Genomic DNA, 18,761 nt, shown 5'->3' with positions numbered 1-18,761 from the left:
GCATCTCCATTTCAGAGCACCTCGTCAGGGTAAAGATAGGTGTTCCCCTGATAGTTCTTAAGCATTATCTGCCCCTCTGATTTACCTTGAAAATAGTCTGGTATCAGAGGTATTTTCCCACCCCCGCCGGGGGCATCTATAACATAGTTAGGGATAGCGTACCCTGTGGTATGCCCACGAAGTCCCTTTATCATGTTTAAGCCTGTTTCCACTTTCGTGCGAAAATGCCCCGACCCGCTTATTGGGTCACACTGATAAAGATAGTACGGTCTCACCCTAACCTTAAGAAGCCCGTGGTAAAGCCCTTTCAGTGTATCTACAGAGTCGTTGACCCCTTTCAGAAGCACTGTCTGGCTTCCAAGCGGAATACCGGCATCTGCAAGCATATTACACGCCTGAACAGTCTCTGCTGTGAGCTCGTCCGGATGAGTGAAATGTATGCTCATAAACAGCGGTCTAACGCTTTTCAGTATCTTTATAAGGCTTTTAGTTATCCTCTGAGGAAGAACAACAGGAGCCTTAGTTCCTATCCGTATCATCTCAACATGCTCAATAGCACTCAGGCTCTCAAGCAGCCATTTTATCGACGCATCCGGCAGGACAAGCGGGTCTCCTCCGGAGATGAGCACATCACGCACCTGCGGGGTTGCTTTTATATAGTCTATTGCCTTCTGCCAGCGTTCTTTAATGTTTCCGCTGTGAATTTCACCCATCTTCCTTGATCTGGTACAATACCTGCAATAAGTTGAGCAGTGTTCAGTCACCAGAAACAGTACCCTGTCCGGATATCTGTGCACGAGCCCATCCACGGGTGAACAGCTGTCTTCACCAAGGGGGTCATCCGCTTCACCGCGGCCTTTTATCATCTCCATATGAGTGGGTATGACAGTTCTCCGCACGGCATCACAGGAAGATGTACCGGTAAGGAGAGATGCATAGTAAGGCGTAACAGCAAACGGGAGCCCGCTGCATGTCTCAAAAGCACAAGCCTCGCTCTCGGAAAGTTTAACAATTTTCTCGACATCTTCTCTGCTGCGTAAAATATTAGCAAGCTGCCAGCGCCAGTCGTTCCACTGCTTCTTAGTAGTGCCTTTGAAGTAGCGTTTACGAAAATCATCTGCATTAACAACAGTTCTTCCTGTAGCTCCATTAATCTGTCCGGAGCTTATGGGGACTTCTGCTATTGTGCTCACTAGAGACCTGCCTTAAGGAAAATACGGTTCATATCACAACCTCACGTTTTCATTTTTATGTTATATACCAAGAAACGTGCCAACACATAAAATATTGTATAATAAGGATTTTACTAAATAAGGGCATAAAAAAACCGGAACTATTAATTCCGGTTTAAATATATGTGGAAATGTGATTTCTTATTTATAAGTCTCTTTATGCAGACCATATTTTGTCATAAGATTATGCAGGTTCCGGACTGTCATCCCCGCCGCCGCCGCTGTATCTTTTATACTGCCACCTGTTTTTTCCAGAAGCTGCTGAAGATATTTTGTCTCTACCCTCTCTATGCTGTGTTTACGAACATCAGCAAGTGGTCGGGAGATATCTATCATATCGTCATGGTCAACTTTGCAGTAGCCAAAAAGTTCCTGAGGAAAGCTCGCAGGAGTCAGCACATCAGAAGGCTCGATGATAAAGGCACGTTCAACGATATTTTCCAGCTCTCTGATATTTCCAGGCCAGTCATATTCCATGAACGCTTCCTCAACAAGGGGGTGAAGACCATCAATCTCCCTGACATAACGCTCTGAAAGCGTTGATAAAAAAGTATCAACAAGAAGCGGTATATCCTCTTTTCTTTCCCGCAGAGCAGGAATTTCCACAGGAAAGACATTCAGACGATAGTAAAGGTCACTGCGGAAATCACCGGATTTACAGAGTTCTTTTAAATCTTCGTTTGTGGCTGATATCACTCTTGCATCAGTCTTTATGACTGTTTCGCCTCCAACACGGTTAAACGTTCCGTCCTGAAGTATCTGCAAAAGCTTTATCTGTGTTTGGGAAGTGATAGTTCCTATTTCATCCAGAAATATCGTTCCGCCGGAAGCTATTTCAAACCGACCCAGTTTGCGCTTAACAGCACCGGTAAAAGCACCTTTCTCATGTCCGAAAAGTTCGCTCTCTATTAACGTATCAGGAATAGCACCGCAGTGCACACTTATAAACTGATTGCCATTTCTTTTACTGTGAGAATGAATTATCTTTGCCAGCAGACTCTTCCCTGTGCCCGTCTCGCCTGTGATAAGTATTGTCGCATCAGTTTCAGCTACACGCATAACCTTAGCATACACATCACGCATAGCCTTGCTGTTAGTACGCACCATGCGTTCCGCATCGTCACGCCAGAACTTTTCACGCAGGAAACCAAGCTCATGCTCCATCATTTGTGTTTCAGAAGTATTTTCAATGATGTATTTAAGCTCAACAGGGTCTACAGGATATGTGATATAGTTCGTTGCACCACACTTAACAGCACTGACAGCTTCTCTGATTTCGTTCTGAGCAGCGAGAACTATTATATGTGCAGCGGGGAATATGTCCCAGAATTTCCTCAAAGTTTTCTTATAGCCGCCTGTTTCGGGGTCTTTCAGAAGTGAAATATCAACCATAGTAAATTCCGGACGCTTATCTGTAAACATGCACAAACATTCACTCAATGTCTTTACGGACAATACATTAAAGTTTTTATCAAATGAATTTTTTACTGCACTGACAGCGTCTGAGCTTGTTGTAGCTGCAACTATATACTTCAAGAATTACCTCGGAACACAGATTAAGTATGAATACCTCTTAAAATGTACAAATACAAGTGAAATAAGCGGAAAGAAAATTGAAAAGCCGGACGACGCCGGCTTGATTATTGTAGCTTAAGCCAGACCTGGTTGCAGTTATTCTATATTAGTTACAGTTATTTTAAGCCCGCCGTTTTCTTCTTCTGTTATAACACCTCTTACAGTAACATCCTCACCGGCTTTCTTTGCAAGTTTGTCAGCAAAAGATCCTTTATTAACTAGAATTTCTCCTATCTCAGTATCCAGAATAACGAGTCCGTCAACAACGATGACAACACCTGTGATAGTTTCTGATTCTGATGCGTGGCTTACTGATACGGAAGCAAAAGTCAGCATACACAGAGCAAATATGGTTACCAGTATCTGTTTTGAAAAAATAGACATAAATATGTCCTCCAATAAGTTATTGGGATATACTTAACAACTGCTGTGCCAACTTACTCAATCTAGATAAATACATATTGTAAAAGAACTTTTAAACCTTATATATTTCACTGAAAACAAAACACGAAGCCACACTTCCGACCATACAGGAAGTATCCTTTCATATAAACATCTAAGTTCCGCTCTCTTCACTATAGAAAGAGAAACTCCCTTTCGCTCCGGTTTTTATGGTGTACATAGCTTTATCTGCTCTCTTCACCAGCTCATCCGGTGTCATATCCTGTCCGGTAAATCCGTCATATACAGCAATGCCTATTGAAACTCCGATATTAGCTTTAGCCGCTTTCAGAGAATATGTCGCTGAGATTTTCTTTATTATCTTTCTCGCTAAGTTTGCCATATCTCTTTCAGACTCAACATTCTCAACAACAATACAGAATTCATCCCCGCCGACCCGTCCGAAAACGTCAGACTCTCTTATAGTTTCAAGTCCTCTTTCCGCAACCTGCACAAGGAGCTCATCCCCCGCTTCATGCCCAAGTGTATCGTTCACACGTTTGAACCCGTCAAGATCCAGAAACAGCAGAGCCAGTTTCTTCCGGTTTCGTTTTGTTCTGTATATTGCTTTTTCTGTAATATCGTAGAAGTATCTTCGATTAATAAGGCTGGTGAGTGAATCATAGTTGGCAAGTTTATACAGCTCATCCATCGCCGTCTGCCTTCGCATAGACTCAATATGAAATTTTTCCAGGACTGAGTTATAAAATGTAGCAATGTGCCCCGCCTCTGTCTCCGGCTCTATATCAACGTATTTTGAAAAATCACCGCTGCGTGCCTGCATATCCATCTGGCTTATAAGATCCAGCAAGCTTGTTGATGAACCGTGTTCAGAGATGTTCAGACCTATACGCTCATCGTCTTCTGTAACACGGAATTTGACCCACTTCTTCAGCCCCATGATGACAAAGTACATTACATTAAACGAATAAAAACCTATGGCTGCCACCCCAACAAGCTGTATACCGAACTGCTCGAACCGACCGGAAGCGACAGAAAAAGACGTAACAGGAGCAAAAAGCGCAATAGAAAGCGTTCCCCATACCCCGGCTACAAGATGAGCCGGAACAGCTCCTATTACATCGTCAATAAGTCTCTTTTCAAGATAAAGCATTGCCATCACACAAAGGATACCGGCAACAAAGCCCACAGCAAACCCCGCAAGCTCGTTAAACAGATTACAACCGGCGCATATTGCTACAAGCCCCGCAACAACACCGTTTATGATATGCTCAACTTTGGGCATGCCGTATTTGTACCAGCTGAAAAACATCGCAGAGATACCTCCGGCAGCTCCTGCGAGAGTGGTGTTCGCTATGATAATGGGTACATTGTCATTGATGGCAAGTGTGCTCCCACCATTAAACCCGAAAAACCCAACCCAAAGCAGAAAAACTCCCAACACGGCAATAGGCAGGTTCTGACCGTCAATAGCTCTGCCATTTCTGCCAAAACGCCCCAGCCTCGGCCCTATGATTATAACCGCTGCCAGTGCACACCATCCGGCGACGCTGTGAACCACTGTTGATCCGGCGAAATCCATGAAGCCGAATTTCCCCAGCCAGCCGGTTAAGCTTCCGCTGCTGTCAATAGCCCAAGCCCAGTGCCCACATATCGGGTATATAAGCACTGACATGAAAATTGTCACAATAATATAGCCTGAAAACTTCATTCGCTCTGCCACAGCACCGGAAATAATAGTTGCTGCTGTGCCCGCAAACATAAGCTGAAAGACGTAAAATGTTATCTCTTCGATTGATGTTTTGGATATGCTGATATAACTGAATTCACCAACAATACCGAAAAACGAATCCCCGAACATAAGCCCGTAGCCGATGAGAGTGAAAAGTGATGCGCTTATGCAGAAGTCCACAAGGTTCTTAACAGCAACATTTACGTTGTTTTTCGAACGTACGAAACCTGTCTCAAGACAAGCAAAGCCCGCCTGCATAAGAGCAACAAGAAAACTGCACACCAGTACCCACATGATATTTGAGTAGACTGCATCCATGTTTATAAATAACCTCTAATAAAATGAGTAATAGAACACCAATTAATTGAATTAAACATTTTATACTAAATATTCATTCAAAACACCTACTAATAATGCACGATTCATTATAGTATTGAAACTGTCCGGTTTCTATGTTAGTTATATCGACTTTAATCAAACAAGCAGGAAGATTTTTATGACTGAAAAAAAGGTACCATTTTCTAAAGAACAGATAGAAGAAATCATCAAAAAATTCCCGACACCTTTTCACATTTATGATGAAAAAGCCATCGTCGAGAATGCCAAAAGATTCAAAAAGGCTTTTGAGTGGGCACCTAACTTCAAAAACTACTTTGCTGTTAAGGCTCTCCCAAACCCTGCCATCGTCAAACTCCTCAAAAATGAAGGATTCGGTGCCGATTGCAGCTCTATGGCGGAACTTCTCATATGCGACATGGTCGGCATCACAGGCGATGACATCATGTTCACATCAAACGAAACCCCTGAAGAAGAATACCAAAAGGCAATGGAACAGAAAGCTGTCATCAATCTTGATGATATTACCCATATAGACTTTCTTGAAAAATGCGCCGGTCTGCCGGAAACAATATGTTTCAGGTACAACCCAGGCCCCCTGAAGGGCGGAAACGACATCATAGGCAAACCTGAAGACGCAAAATACGGGCTGACAAAAACTCAGATGATAGAAGCCTATAAGATTATGAAATCAAAAGGCGTTAAAAAATTCGGTATGCACACAATGGTAGCATCTAACGAACTTAACGTTGACTACTTCGTTGAAACAGCCGTCATACTCTTTGAAATGGCAGCAGAAATCGCAACCGAAGTAGGCATAAACCTCGACTTCATAAATCTTGGCGGCGGGATAGGCATCCCATACAAACCAGAGCAGGATGAAGTTAATCTCGAAGAACTAGGATCTAAGATTAAGGCTAAATATGACGAAATACTCTCATCAAAAGGTTTCCAGCCAGAGATTTATTTCGAGTGCGGACGCATGATAACGGGACCTTACGGCTACCTTGTCACAAAAGCTATACACACTAAAAGCATCTATAAAGAATACATCGGCGTGGACGCAAGCATGGCAAACCTTATGCGCCCGGGAATGTACGGCTCTTACCACCACGTAACAGTGCTTGGGAAAGAAAATGCAGAACCCGTTTTTACATATGACGTTGTCGGCTCACTTTGTGAAAACTGCGACAAGTTCGCAGTAGACAGAAAGCTGCCTAAGATAGAAATTGACGATGTTTTAGCTATACATGACACAGGGGCACACGGTCACTCTATGGGCTTCAACTATAACGGTAAACTTCGCTCTGCCGAACTCCTGCTTAAAGCTGACGGAACAGCAGAGATGATAAGACGTGCTGAAACCTATGAGGATCTTTTTGCTACTCTGAAGTTCTGAATACTGGTATTTCCAAGGGGTACAATGACGCCTCACGGTCATTGCGAGGAATGAAATGACGAAGCAATCTTAACACGTACAACGCCACAAAACATCAGAGATTGCTTCACTTATGTTCGCAATGACGCCTCCCTGTCATTGCGAGGAATGAAGTAACGAAGCAATCTTAACCCGTGAAACGCCACAGAACCTCCGAGATTGTTTCACTTATGTTCGCAATGACGCCTCCCGGTCATTGCGAGGAATGAAATAACGAAGCAATCTTAACCCATACAACGCCGCAGAACCTCAGAGATTGCTCACTTACGTTCGCAATGACGCCTCCCGGTCATTGCGAGGAATGAAATAACGAAGCAATCTTAACCCATGAAACACCACTGAACCTCAGAGATTGCTTCACTTACGTTCGCAATGACGCCTTCATATTTCGCCAAATCCTCATCCCCTTACTATTCAGTTGTTTCAGAAAGAAATCTCGTTTATCATATAGTTACTATTTATTCAGGAGATATCCTATGTTCAAGTATCTATTTATTGCAGTGCTGACATTCTCAGCACTAACTGCTCTTGCAGAAACGTGCAGCTATTCCGATTGCCATTCTGATATAATTTCCGGCAAAAATGTCCACTCACCAGCGGGGGAAGGATCCTGCCTTGACTGCCATATGGCGGATGACTCACTTATAGCAGCACACGAGGAAGATCCGGAAACACACAAAAGCTTTGAAGCCCCTGTCTCCGATGGTGAAGTCCTCTGCTTTATGTGCCACGAAGACAACAAAACTGTAAAAAAATACGTACACGGTCCTGTTGCTGCTGGCGACTGCACAGCTTGCCATGACCCTCACTCCTCAGACAACAAATACCAGCTTAAAGAAAACACACAGCAGCTATGCCTCAGATGCCACACAGAAAAAAATGAGTCCATGACCATAGCCCACAAACATCAGCCCGTCCTAGAGGACTGCACTACCTGCCATAACCCTCATAACTCTGACCATGAAATGTTTCTGGAAAAGGATATATCTGAGCTCTGTTTTGACTGCCACAGCGACATCGGCGAAAGAGTTACCAAAATGGAATATGTCCATGCTCCTGTTGAAGCCGACGGCTGCCCCGCATGCCATAATGTACACGGTTCAGAAAATCCATATATACTCTACGACTATTTCCCTGAAAGCTTTTATAACGATTATAAACAAGGGCTGTATAAGCTCTGTTTCGAGTGTCACGACGACAGCAAACTGTCTAAAGAGGGCGACACAGGCTTCCGCAACGGCGACCAGAACCTCCACTGGGTTCATGTCACTATGGAAAAGAAGGGGAGGAGCTGCAAAGCGTGTCACGAAGTACACGCCTCATCTCAACCGCTTCATATACGAGCTAAAGTACCTTTCGGCTCAAGCGGCTGGGAACTGCCGATAAAATTTACGCAGAGCGAAAACGGCGGGTCATGTGTTGTCGGCTGTCATAAAAAGAAAGCCTACGACAGAGAAACTCCGGCAGAGAACAAGTAAGGGCTGCCAATGAAAGTTTTTATAACCGCACTGGCTTTGGCAGCAGCAGTAACCCTGAATGCTTTCCCCATAAGAAACATGAACAAGGGGGATGTCGTTAACCTGTCAAAACTAAACTATACAAAAAGCGATACCACCAAAACGGGCACAAAGCTATTATTCATATGGAACAGCGAAAAACGCCTGAGTAAAAAACAATATGTATCCTTCAGTAAACTTTGCTCCGAAAAGAAGGTTATATGCTTAGCTTTAGACACTGCCGGGAAAACCAGCAACGATAAAGCTGTGAGAACATTGACAGACAAGACCGGATATATTAACGACTGGCTGATAGTCGCGCTCCCGCTGACAATCATTCTGGACAGCAAAGACCGCATTGTTGACGCCTTTGGATATGAAGGGCAATATCTGGAAAAGATGTCTGAAACTCTGAAAACACTTAGAAAAACAAACTAACCGACACTGTATACAGAAAATCCCCGACACTTTAAAGGAGCCGGGGATTTTTTAACTTTAGATTTATCAGTCTGTCAGAACAAATCTTCTGTTGCACCGTACCCCGCACCGTGATAGTGACAGTCGGTACATTTGGATGAATATGTACTGGAGTGAACAACTCCTGTGAGACCATTGTCTGTCGGCGAACCGCCAACTGTAACGTGGCAAAGGGCACATAACTCAGAAAAATCATCATCCTTTACAGATACTGAAGCACCCAAAGCAGCGGCATCGGCAAGGTCTGCACTTTCACCGGAATCAGTTATAAGATACTTATTATCAGAGGTATGCACCTTATGACAGCTAAGGCATGACACTGTTGTATTGGACGCATAAAGCCCTCTGAAATCTGCAAAACTCTGCCCATTTCCATTCTTTACGCCATGAATATCCGCAGTCTGCCTCTGAACACTCTCAGTCTCTCCAACACCCATATAAGTGCTGTAAAGATTTGTCGTATCCGCATCAAACTTCAGAGCCGGAGGCATGATGCCAAAGGCACCGTTTCCGTCATGACAGTTCAGACAAAAGGAAGAAACGTCAGTATATGCTGTGCTCCCTTTAGTAAAGTCTACGCTTACATCTATCTCTCCGTTCATGTCAGAAAACGAGTGACAGACAACACAGTCGGCATTAGTCATTTCCCCGTCACCGTTCATGTCGTGCGTATTATGCCCTTTGAACATATCTGCCGAACGCACAATATTGCTGTCAGCATGGCATTTCGTACACTGATAAGATTCTGCTGTAATTCCGGAGAGCCCGTTTGTTCCGTGACAGTAAAGACAGGCGCCTGTATCAGCGGAATCAAGCTTCCCAAAACTATCAATGAGATTTGGGCTGAAATCATGCGCATCTTCAAGCTCAGCGACAGTGTGGCAAAGATAGCATTTCTCATTCTCCCACCCAAATCCTCCACCATGATCTGACGGTTTAATCAGCTGAGGAGCATTCCCTTTTGATGCATCCACGGGTGAGGCTCCATCGCCTGTATTTGACCCTCCGCATGCAATAACACCTGACACCAATATTAAAGTTAATATATAAAATAACGGTTTAATTAATAACTTTTTATTCTTCATCTATTTTTTCCTTCCAGATAAGAAATTAAACCCGTCTCTGTGGCACGTCATACAGAAATCCACCCGATGACAAGTGTCACACGAACCTGGGTCAATCATGGCTTCCATCGAATGCTTGAGTTTAAAAGACCTGGAGTGTCTTATCTTTTCAGCCGAATTCTGCTTAGTATGGCAGCTTTCGCAATACCAGTCTTTGTGGCAGCTCTCGCACTCTTTCATGTTAAGTGACGCTTCCGCAGCGTGCAGAGTCATCCAGTTGTTCACATGGTCATCAGGACGCATAACTTTCATATTCTCGTGACAGATATTACAGTTGTGCGGAGCGGACGCAACCTTAGTATTTCTGTTTTTATGACATGTATGGCACTGACCATCAACTTTAAGCTCAGGGGTGATCTTAAGCTCACCGTCCTGCTGAATAAAGGTTTCGATATTCGGCAGTTTATGACAGTAAAAGCAGTCTCTCTTCTGCTGAAAGAGAATATCTACATGTTCTTCGTGGTTAAACTTCACCAGCGGAGACTGATAGTAAAACTTGGCACAGCCGAAAACCGCCGCAAACGTTATCATTATTAATAAAAGCCATGAAAACTTTTTAATCATTCATATCCTCGTGTTATTCTGTAATCTAAAAACTATATGTAGCTTTAAGTCCGTACCTGTTTTCAGGAAGATATCTCGTCTCCTGATTATTTTCAGCATAGGCAGTGACTGTTATATCTTTCAAAACATCATACACAGCCTCGACATACAGGGAATAGACATTGTCCTCACCTTTTGAGTTTTCAAGGCGCAGCACCTCAGCTTCAAAGCTCAGGCGTGTCTTTTTATTAAGACTCCAGTCAATAATAAAACTGCCGCCTTTTGCGTTTGATATCAAACTATTATAATAATAGCCCTCGAGATTTGCATTTACGCCAACCTCTTTAAAATAATTAAGATCAACACCAAGCTTATAAATCTCTCCGTTTTCAACCAGCCCGGCGGGAAGTTCTATCCTTGAAAAAACTGTACTTTGGTAAGGGGTGATATTGGGTGTCAGTGCATACTGGACAGTAAAGGCATACCTTTCCTGCTTCCCTGTTGAGAAATTGCTTATGATAAGTTCATCTTCATAGGAAGTCCCATCCTCAACATCATATGTTGTGATATCCCCCAGCAGTCTCAGTTTTTTATAATCCACAGAGACACGGGCAATACTTTTGTAAATAACATTTTCTTCTGTGTCATACTCTACCCTGCCGTCCGCTTTTATAAAAAAGTCTTCCGAGATGTCGAGCCTATGACCTGCGCCCACTCCCAAAAGTTCCTGAAGTGTATCGCCGCCATCTGTTTCTCTCGTATAAGAAATGAAACCGCTGGTATTCTTAACACCGTTCAGAAAAATCCGTCCGCCATAGAACCTGTCACCTGTGTAGCGGTATTTTTCATTAACATGTTTGCCGTCCGCATCAAAGAACTCAGGCTTGCCTGCAAAAACTGTCGCACCGAAAAGATAGTCCGTACGAACAGTAACCTGTGCACCATTCAGTGTGAGAAATCTATTACCCACATACAGAAAACGCCCTACCTTTGCCTGAAAAGTATCCTGAAAGCTGCTGTAGTCAAGATAAGCAGAATATATGTCGGTATAATCATCATCAGCCTCGGTATCGTAAGCGTACCGTCCGTAAAAATTCACACCGACATAAGGGTCTAATATCTTTGCATTATCTATGCTGAGATAATTCTCCCACAGCCCTTCAGAGTCTTCCCCTTTGTCTTTCGACACTTCGTACAGGGTCGATAAGCTCCCATCGAGACTGAAAGCAGACGCAGAGGAGATGTACAAAAGCATCACAACAAAAACTAATCTAAATACTTTCACTCGTGTATACTCCTATTTCTCAGTAACTGCCTAAGTCTGCCAGAGACAAGCCCAGAAGTGATCTGGTATAGCTCTGGTTATGAAAGCCGTAGCCCTTGTCACCGAGGATAAAGTTATAGTTATATGCGGCTCTGTTCAGAGCGTTGGTGAGCTCTGCCGTATCTGCTGTGTAAGAAGCCCTTATCGCAGACCCTTCCGGCAGACCGCTTTTTTCGTTTATTAAGTCTGCAAGCTCATCCATCTGTCCACGGATATTCTGCATGGACGATTCCACTTCAAAATACCCGTTTTTAAACTCAGGGCTCGTTCCTGTATGACAGGTTGATGTATAACATGTCGTAAGTCTTGCATCAGTATCATGGGTCATAAGCATATTGTGGGTCAGTCCGTCTTCTGTCTGCATATGGCAGTCAACGCATTCCAGACCCCGAAGAGCATGCCATGACTTTTTGTCAGAGAGGTCATTACCGTAGTCATATCCGCCTATCCCCTCATACATCTCAGCAGTTGAGTTGTGCGGTATGGTTCCCACAGCCGGAAGAACAGTGTCGGAATTATGGCATGAGTAACAAAGCTTTGCCTTGCCTGCGTCAGCGGTATATGTTCCATCTGCTGTTTCAAACTGAAAACTGCCTGAAAGGCGGAGCAGAGAGCTGAATCCGCTTTCGCCGTGCGGATCATGGCAGACAGCACAGCCGATACCTGTAACAGTATCAACATCCGCAGGTGTGAGGTCTGCACCAAAAATGCGGGACATCATCCCTTCGCCTGTATGACATCTGAAACATTCAGCATTCTTGGCAACAGTGCCGTTCGAAAGTGTATGGGCTTTATCATGAGTATCTGAATATTCAAAAAAGTGTCCGGATATGTTCTCGTGTTCATGACATGTCAGACACACTCCGGAATTTAAGGAAACATCTGAATAGTGTGATTCTGCAAATGTCAGAGAAGCGTCCGCTCCCGGTCCGTGGCAAGCCTCGCACGTCACACCCCTAAGATGCGTATCACCAGTGTCCGCGGGGTCTGTCCAATTGGTTATTGTATCATCAAACCCGCTCACTGCCGGATGATCGTCTGTTCCGTTTTTATCTCTGTCTGCATAGAAAAATCCGGTTGTATGGCACTGGAGACAGGACGTATCCGTCTCTCCTGCAACCACGCTGAACGCTGACGCATGAGAAGATGCCCCCCACACCGAAACTATGTCGCGCAATTTAGCTCTGCCGTACTGATCGAGCTGCGCAAGGGAGAAAGTTCCTGTATGGCAGTAGTCCAAGCACTGTGCAGTGCCTGTGGAGGCACGATAAGAATAGTTCATGGCAACGAGCTTTATACTTTCCGCTGTGCTCTTGCCGTTAATACCTGTCAGGTTAAGTGTAACTGTGTAAATCCCGTTCATGTCAGGCTGAATAAGTCTGTCAGTACCGTCTGCACTCAGCGAGGCTGCGGAGCCTGAAGGTTTGTCAGAAAGCACCCATTCTGCATCAGATATATTCTCGCCGAATGCTTCTTTATTATAACCTAAGCGAACATTTTCTCCTGCCTGCACATGGTTTATCCCGCGTATGACATCCGGCAGAAGAGTGCCGTTTTTATCTGTAAGATATTCATTATCATTATCTGCATCTTTATGGCTATAACCCTTCAGAATAATTGTTGAATTTTCTGAGATAGCGACATCATCTTTCAGGCATGCAAAAAGGTCGTAAGGAATCTTTGCAGAAGCCGTAACGGATGTCCCGTCTGAAACTGCCGATGCCGGAATAACCATATCATCCAGAAGCATGCATATATTAACATCCCCAGGAGACGCACCCTCTGCCGCGACAGCAGATGCGCTGAAAGGAATTGTTATCTCTGCGTCAAAGCTTTCTTCGTCTGCGGCTCTGTCTTTATAAAAACGTATGGAGAAAAGATCAGAAACAGCCTTATAGCCGTTTACCGAATATTGAGATTCTGCTCTTTCGATATATATTTTTCTGCCGGCAAGCCCAGCATCCGAAGCCACTATTCCAAAGCCGAAAAAATCTCCACTGCCGGAATATGACACAGCCCCGTCATCACCGGCTGTCAGCTCCGTCATTACTCTTGTATCATCGTCTACAGAGCTCTTCTCGCTCCCGCTGCCAAGGCAGGCTGTCAGTGAGAATAAAAATACCGCTAAAATAAGGAACTTAAACAATCTCATAAACAATCCTCTGTTAATCAATTGGAACTATACTTTTCAGAAAGCACTTTCAAAAGCTCTCTGGTGTCCTGTCCGTCATGGCACTTAACACACAGAGATTCACTATCCGGAGAGGTCAGCAGCATACCCTGCCCGCTGTAATGGGGGTTATGACAGTCGCTGCACTCAATATTCTTATTCAGCTTCTCTATAAAAACACCCTCAACAGGATGAAATTGTATACTGCTTGCTGAGTGAAAGCTGAACCCTTGCTCGTCTGAAACATGGCAGTCAGTACAGATGCTGTTCACACTCTTCCTCAGGTGTGTTTTGTCTGTAGACTTATGAGGTGAGTGACATATTGTACAGAAGCCTGCCGCCACCGGACCATGAACATATTCGGCGGTTTCCATAGCGTCATTCAGTTTTGTATGACACTTAAGGCAGGTTTCCGCAAAAGGCTCTTTCGGGATAAAATTACGTTCCTGTTCGTGACATTCAAAACACTTCCCCTCTTTCACGGGCTTATGCACCCAGTTCCCGATAAATTTATCTCTGTGGCAGTTTACGCAATCACTGATATTCTCAAATCTATGGCAGTTCCTGCATACCTCAGTCTTACCGCTGGAATGAAAATTTCCAAGGCTCTCAGTCCAGTCTGCAATAGAAACTGGTGAATCAACTTTGGTAACTTTAAAACTCTTCACATCCCCGTTCTGTATCACTTTGATATCGTTTTCGCCGAGCTGAAGCTGAAGTATTGTCATCAGCATATAGGCTGACTTCCCTTTCTCCATCTTTATGAGCTTTTTATCAAAGTTTTTACCATTGATGCTCACCTGCACATCTTCACCTGTGCTGCTCATCCCTATCACATGTATGTTACTGACAGACTTCACTTCACTTCCCATAGGAAAGATAATCTGCATCTCAGCCCAAGCACAAGGCTGAAAAACAAACAAGCTAGTGAGCGTCAATATTATAGTTATCAGGCAGCTGTATCGCATCTGCACGTTCTTTATCCCCTTTTGATTCATAAATGGATTTAATGTAATGCTTCAGTCGGTTTTCATCTGGATAAACGCCTTTCAGGTTTTCCAGCGTTTCTAACGCAGAATCAGGGTCACCCGCCATATACTCAGACACTCCTGCATAAAACCGGCATTGAACATCACCGCATGTTTTCAGAATACGGTGTGCTCTTTTCGGTGCTTTAAGCCTGAGGAACGTTTCTCCCAGAAGTAATCTGCCTTTGTCATCAAGCTTCTCTGTCTCTATTTTGTCCAGCTCTGCAAGGGCGGCATCACGCTCGCCTTTCTTTGCCAGCAAAAGAACAAAATTCATTCGAGGGACAATCTTCTTGTACATCTCTGCACTTTCGATTGCTTCCATAGTTTCGGCGAAATCTTCCGCATCAATTCTTCCGGCAGTATAATCAAGATATATGGGTATCAATGCCGCAAAGTCAGATTCCTTTTTGAGAACACCCAGCGCTTCTCCGGATCTGGAGAACACTATTTCCGGAGTATCTTCTCTCGCATCAGACCGGTATATGTATCTCTCGTTTTTATTCCCTTCAAATGCACCTTTTATCTTCTGAACGCCTGCTCCGGATGCCTCTGCACAGATGCAGGTCACATCGGTCTGTTCCGTGCAGTATTTCAGAAATTCTGTCATGATATTAAGGTCATACCTGCCATCGATATCAAAATACAACACTGCACTCTTCTCGGCAGGCTTCACAGCATCATCAAAAACAGGCTTAATCTCAGCATACCCCAATGCGGAAATTGCAATAAGCCCCGCAACAAGCAAACACCCACGTAATATTCTCATTTCTTCTCCTGATAATTTTCAAGGTAAAACTGGATCATCAGTATATTTTTAAGAACCTCAGCCTCCAGTTGGTCCTTGTTTCTGGAATTGCGATACTCTTTGTCATGATATTTATTGTAAAGTTCCTCAGCATCCTTTTCACCATGACAAACTTTGCAAAAATCGTTCTTAACGTTTTGCTTAAGAAAACTGTTATGAACATCTCCATCAACATTGGCTTCGACAGTCAACATGTCTTTTTCCCATACATGAGGATTATGACATGTTTCACAGGTCACCGCACCATCAGCTGAAACTTTTCCATATTCATTAAACAGAAATTCTTTAAATTTTTCCTTATACGGGAATATTTTAAATATTTTCTCATGACTTAAAACTTCCGGTACTTTTTTGTAACCTATACCGTCTTTTTTATGACAGTCAGTACACATCCCAAAGGCAAACCCATCTTTATCTTTGTTCTTAAAAGCCCACATAAGCTTATTATTCTTATGGAAATTATGCGGTTTATGGCAAACATAGCACGGGTTCTCGCCAGCGGTTGCACGTATCTCGCCGTCAACGTAATCAAGCAGAGCAAGGTTGTGTTCCGAAAGCTCTACCATTTTTTGCTCTTCGTGACATGCAGAACAGATATTTTTTTCCCCCATATCCCTGAGCATACCTTTATCAAGTGCGTGGGGCTCATGGCATGTCGCACAGACAACGTTGCCGTTCTGAAGAAATACGTCCATGTCTTTTTCAAACTTCACGTTCATCTTGTGGCTGGTTTCAATCTTAGTCTCTTCAGCTATGCCGGATCTGCTGTGACAGCTCTGACACATCTTTTCAAAGTCATTTCCGAACTCTTTATCAAACAGGTAATCACCGCTATTGTGAACAATGTGGCATGCACCGCAAGTGTCCCCTTCTGCCTTTTTCGCAGCAGTCATTTTGTTGTTTCTTTCAAACTTTTCGACATTATGCTTAGACTGCCCGAAGGATTTCTTGTCCTCGTGACACCCGGCACAGAAGTTGCCGTTTTCTGAAAGTTTTTTATTAAGGAAACTGTTCTGTATCGTTCCTTCTTCGCCTTTCACAGGTCCGTTGTTGTGCACGGTATGGCATCCTGAGCAATAGAGGAAATATTCCCCGTCTTCTTCTGCAAGGAATTTGCCGTATTTCTCATGGGCATTTATTTTCCCCAGCTTATGCCCTTCCATAACAACTTTCTTGTCGGCAGAGCCTTTGTCATTATGACAAACCTTACAACTGTCATCCTCTGTGGAATAATCATATTCAAGGGTCATAATGCTCTTTCCGCTCTTTGCGTTATGAACTGCGTGGCATTGTGAGCACAACTCCTCAGAGTCCTTTTTCCGCATATCATGATCGCTTCCTGCTACCTCTTTCTGACCCTCATGACAGGCGATACAGAAAGTATCAAAATCTTCAAAACCACCCCTCAGAAAGTCTTTATCAATTTTCGCAACTTTACTCTCAGAGTGAGGATCGTGACAGCTCACACAGGTGAACATACCGTTTTCTGTCACCTTGAAATGCTCATCCAGCTTTCTGTCAACCACCATATTAACAGGGTGGGAGTGATCTCCCGGGATCATTTTCTCAGCACTTCCCCCCTTCTTATGGCAATCAAGACATCCATCATTGTCAGGTTTCACAAGCAGACGTTTAGTTTCGCTATTATGAACTTTGTGACAGGACAGACAGCTTTTATCAAGTTTCTGTTTACCGTGAAGAGTCTTCTCCACCATCTCTTTTTCATTATGACATGTGAGGCAAAGCTCACCGGTCTCAGCTTCAATGCGGAGAAAATTCTTATCTTTTGAATGCACATCGTGGCATGTAGCGCAGGTCACAAGTTTTTCTGAGCTTCTGCCTCTGCGGAATTCTGTAAAGAACTCTGTAATCTTTCCTATAAACGGCAGATTCGCTTTCTTCTTCATATCATCCTTGATGGACTTGCCTATAGGGTGATTGTGAAGATTATTATTAATGACCTTCTCTTTTGCTATGCCTTTGTCTTTGTGGCATGACAGACAGCTTTGGGATATCTGATCCCCGTCCTTCGGCGAAAGGTTCATCGACCATCCGTGTGGGTCGTGGCAGCTTTCACACGTGCCCCTCTGTATTGCTGTTTTGCCCTCTTTGGTTCTGAATCCCTTGATGGTCAGCATGTCATGCTTAGTGTTCCGAACGGTTGTTTTATCATTATGACAGCTAATACAAAATGCACTGTCTCCATTATCAACAATAAGCAGAGAGTCATCAGCCCCTTTGTGCGGAGTATGGCAGGTCATGCAGATAATTTTATCTCCTTCGGTGTATTTCCCTCCGGAGTCTTTTGTTTTCTGCACAGCAGAGGCGTCTTCCTGCACAACATTTACTGGGTGATTCATCATCCCCTTAACATATGTATGCCCGCCGATATTCAGTTTATCCTCATGGCAGACAGAGCATATTCTGGAGTTATCTATTTTATAAACTAAGAGATTTTTATCTTTTGGCGAATGCGGGGTATGGCAGCTTTCGCAAATCACACGACCTTCACTGCCAAGTTTCCCATAGGAGGCTTTCAGGTCTTTTTCAATGACTGCTCTATTCTCTTTTAACTCTTTAAGAGGGTGGGACTTATGGATGCCGCCGCCTATTTCTGTATGGCACGCTTCACAAAGCTGCGACTCACCATTCTCTCTACGCAGAAAAATACTTCCGGCGACACCTTCCTGCGTCGGATTTCCTGTGGCATGTGCAGTATGGCAGGTTCGACACCCCAGAGATTTGCCCTCCAGCGGGAGATCAACAGGGATATTCATGTGTTCGGGAATCTTATCAGACATATTGTGCATATCCCCTGACCAAACCCTTATCCTGCTGTCATCCACTGTTCCGTTGTGACAGCTGAAACACATCTTATCCTCGGCAACGACTTTCTCTTTCTGGTAATCAACAAGCTCTGTGCCCTTCAGCTCAAACAGGAACTGGGGCATCCATTCATAGTGGCAGAGCGCACACTGCTTTGATGAATCAGGGTTAAGTTTTGTTACATCTTCTGCGTAAGCACTCCACAAGCAGAGCGCCAGCACAGGGATAATGAATAAAAGCTTTCTCAATG

General features: G+C 43.9%; 15 protein-coding genes. 4 read left to right on the top strand and 11 right to left on the bottom strand.

Translation table 11 applies throughout. The features are described 5' to 3' along the window. Positions 1-11: 11 nt before the first annotated feature. Together DACET_RS04035 and DACET_RS04030 are read right to left on the bottom strand one after the other, a co-directional pair. Positions 12-1,193: a KamA family radical SAM protein gene (locus DACET_RS04035; protein WP_013010114.1), complete on the bottom strand. Its 1,182-nt coding sequence runs from the start codon at positions 1,191-1,193 to the stop codon at positions 12-14. Positions 1,194-1,373: 180 nt separating this feature from the next. Continuing rightward, positions 1,374-2,654, bottom strand: a complete 1,281-nt coding sequence (locus DACET_RS04030) for a sigma-54 interaction domain-containing protein (protein ID WP_211204104.1) — start codon at positions 2,652-2,654, stop codon at positions 1,374-1,376. On the opposite strand from DACET_RS04030, the gene DACET_RS16225 reads away from it, so the two are divergent. After that, positions 2,653-2,886: a hypothetical protein gene (locus tag DACET_RS16225; RefSeq protein WP_169304159.1), complete on the top strand. Its 234-nt coding sequence runs from the start codon at positions 2,653-2,655 to the stop codon at positions 2,884-2,886. The genes DACET_RS04030 and DACET_RS16225 overlap by 2 nt on opposite strands. Positions 2,887-2,903: 17 nt before the next feature. On the opposite strand, the gene DACET_RS04025 is transcribed toward DACET_RS16225, so the two are convergent. Both DACET_RS04025 and amt read right to left on the bottom strand, forming a co-directional pair. Then, positions 2,904-3,191 carry a hypothetical protein gene (locus DACET_RS04025; RefSeq protein ID WP_013010112.1) on the bottom strand — a complete coding sequence of 96 codons (288 nt, stop codon included), beginning with the start codon at positions 3,189-3,191 and terminating at the stop codon, positions 2,904-2,906. 172 nt (positions 3,192-3,363) lie between these two features. Beyond that, positions 3,364-5,259, bottom strand: a complete 1,896-nt coding sequence (gene amt, locus DACET_RS04020) for an ammonium transporter (RefSeq protein WP_013010111.1) — start codon at positions 5,257-5,259, stop codon at positions 3,364-3,366. Positions 5,260-5,437: 178 nt separating this feature from the next. Here amt and lysA point away from each other — a divergent pair, with 178 nt between their 5' ends. From lysA to DACET_RS04005, 3 genes are all read left to right on the top strand, one after another. Continuing rightward, positions 5,438-6,676 carry a diaminopimelate decarboxylase gene (gene lysA, locus DACET_RS04015; protein ID WP_013010110.1) on the top strand — a complete coding sequence of 413 codons (1,239 nt, stop codon included), beginning with the start codon at positions 5,438-5,440 and terminating at the stop codon, positions 6,674-6,676. Between the two features lie 515 nt (positions 6,677-7,191). After that, positions 7,192-8,193, top strand: a complete 1,002-nt coding sequence (locus tag DACET_RS04010) for a cytochrome c3 family protein (RefSeq protein WP_013010109.1) — start codon at positions 7,192-7,194, stop codon at positions 8,191-8,193. Between the two features lie 9 nt (positions 8,194-8,202). Further along, positions 8,203-8,649, top strand: a complete 447-nt coding sequence (locus DACET_RS04005) for a hypothetical protein (protein WP_013010108.1) — start codon at positions 8,203-8,205, stop codon at positions 8,647-8,649. Between the two features lie 74 nt (positions 8,650-8,723). Here DACET_RS04005 and DACET_RS04000 read toward each other — a convergent pair whose 3' ends face one another. The 7 genes from DACET_RS04000 to DACET_RS03970 all read right to left on the bottom strand — a co-directional run bounded on the left by DACET_RS04000 (position 8,724) and on the right by DACET_RS03970 (position 18,759). Beyond that, positions 8,724-9,662 (bottom strand): cytochrome c3 family protein, encoded by a 939-nt coding sequence (locus tag DACET_RS04000; RefSeq protein WP_211204103.1) that lies wholly within the window; start codon positions 9,660-9,662, stop codon positions 8,724-8,726. Positions 9,663-9,773: 111 nt separating this feature from the next. Further along, positions 9,774-10,376 (bottom strand): cytochrome c3 family protein, encoded by a 603-nt coding sequence (locus DACET_RS03995; RefSeq protein ID WP_013010106.1) that lies wholly within the window; start codon positions 10,374-10,376, stop codon positions 9,774-9,776. A 25-nt stretch (positions 10,377-10,401) separates the two neighbouring features. After that, positions 10,402-11,640 (bottom strand): hypothetical protein, encoded by a 1,239-nt coding sequence (locus DACET_RS03990; RefSeq protein WP_013010105.1) that lies wholly within the window; start codon positions 11,638-11,640, stop codon positions 10,402-10,404. Between the two features lie 19 nt (positions 11,641-11,659). Beyond that, positions 11,660-13,831, bottom strand: a complete 2,172-nt coding sequence (locus tag DACET_RS03985) for an ammonia-forming cytochrome c nitrite reductase subunit c552 (RefSeq protein WP_013010104.1) — start codon at positions 13,829-13,831, stop codon at positions 11,660-11,662. A gap of 17 nt (positions 13,832-13,848) precedes the next feature. Beyond that, complete coding sequence (locus DACET_RS15390; protein ID WP_052293502.1) at positions 13,849-14,721, bottom strand: cytochrome c3 family protein; 873 nt, start codon at positions 14,719-14,721, stop codon at positions 13,849-13,851. A 52-nt stretch (positions 14,722-14,773) separates the two neighbouring features. Beyond that, entirely contained in the window at positions 14,774-15,646 is an 873-nt protein-coding gene (locus tag DACET_RS03975; RefSeq protein ID WP_013010102.1) for a tetratricopeptide repeat protein, read from the bottom strand. Then, positions 15,643-18,759, bottom strand: a complete 3,117-nt coding sequence (locus DACET_RS03970) for a cytochrome c3 family protein (protein WP_013010101.1) — start codon at positions 18,757-18,759, stop codon at positions 15,643-15,645. Before DACET_RS03970 ends, DACET_RS03975 begins: the two co-directional genes overlap by 4 nt. Between the last annotated feature and the right edge of the window lie 2 nt (positions 18,760-18,761).

This window comes from Denitrovibrio acetiphilus DSM 12809 (assembly GCF_000025725.1).
GTDB classification, from domain to species: domain Bacteria; phylum Chrysiogenota; class Deferribacteres; order Deferribacterales; family Geovibrionaceae; genus Denitrovibrio; species Denitrovibrio acetiphilus.
The sequence above is the reverse complement of the archived record's forward strand: the minus strand, read 5'-3'. Positions and strand labels throughout refer to the sequence as shown.

Coding starts and splice junctions, on each gene's coding strand:
- DACET_RS16225 (WP_169304159.1), top strand. CDS start 2,653: ATGCACAAACATTCACTCAATGTCTTTACGGACAATACATTAAAGTTT.
- DACET_RS04030 (WP_211204104.1), bottom strand. CDS start 2,654: ATGTTTACAGATAAGCGTCCGGAATTTACTATGGTTGATATTTCACTT.
- DACET_RS04025 (WP_013010112.1), bottom strand. CDS start 3,191: ATGTCTATTTTTTCAAAACAGATACTGGTAACCATATTTGCTCTGTGT.
- amt (WP_013010111.1), bottom strand. CDS start 5,259: ATGGATGCAGTCTACTCAAATATCATGTGGGTACTGGTGTGCAGTTTT.
- lysA (WP_013010110.1), top strand. CDS start 5,438: ATGACTGAAAAAAAGGTACCATTTTCTAAAGAACAGATAGAAGAAATC.
- DACET_RS04010 (WP_013010109.1), top strand. CDS start 7,192: ATGTTCAAGTATCTATTTATTGCAGTGCTGACATTCTCAGCACTAACT.
- DACET_RS04005 (WP_013010108.1), top strand. CDS start 8,203: ATGAAAGTTTTTATAACCGCACTGGCTTTGGCAGCAGCAGTAACCCTG.
- DACET_RS03995 (WP_013010106.1), bottom strand. CDS start 10,376: ATGATTAAAAAGTTTTCATGGCTTTTATTAATAATGATAACGTTTGCG.
- DACET_RS03985 (WP_013010104.1), bottom strand. CDS start 13,831: ATGAGATTGTTTAAGTTCCTTATTTTAGCGGTATTTTTATTCTCACTG.
- DACET_RS15390 (WP_052293502.1), bottom strand. CDS start 14,721: ATGGGAAGTGAAGTGAAGTCTGTCAGTAACATACATGTGATAGGGATG.
- DACET_RS03975 (WP_013010102.1), bottom strand. CDS start 15,646: ATGAGAATATTACGTGGGTGTTTGCTTGTTGCGGGGCTTATTGCAATT.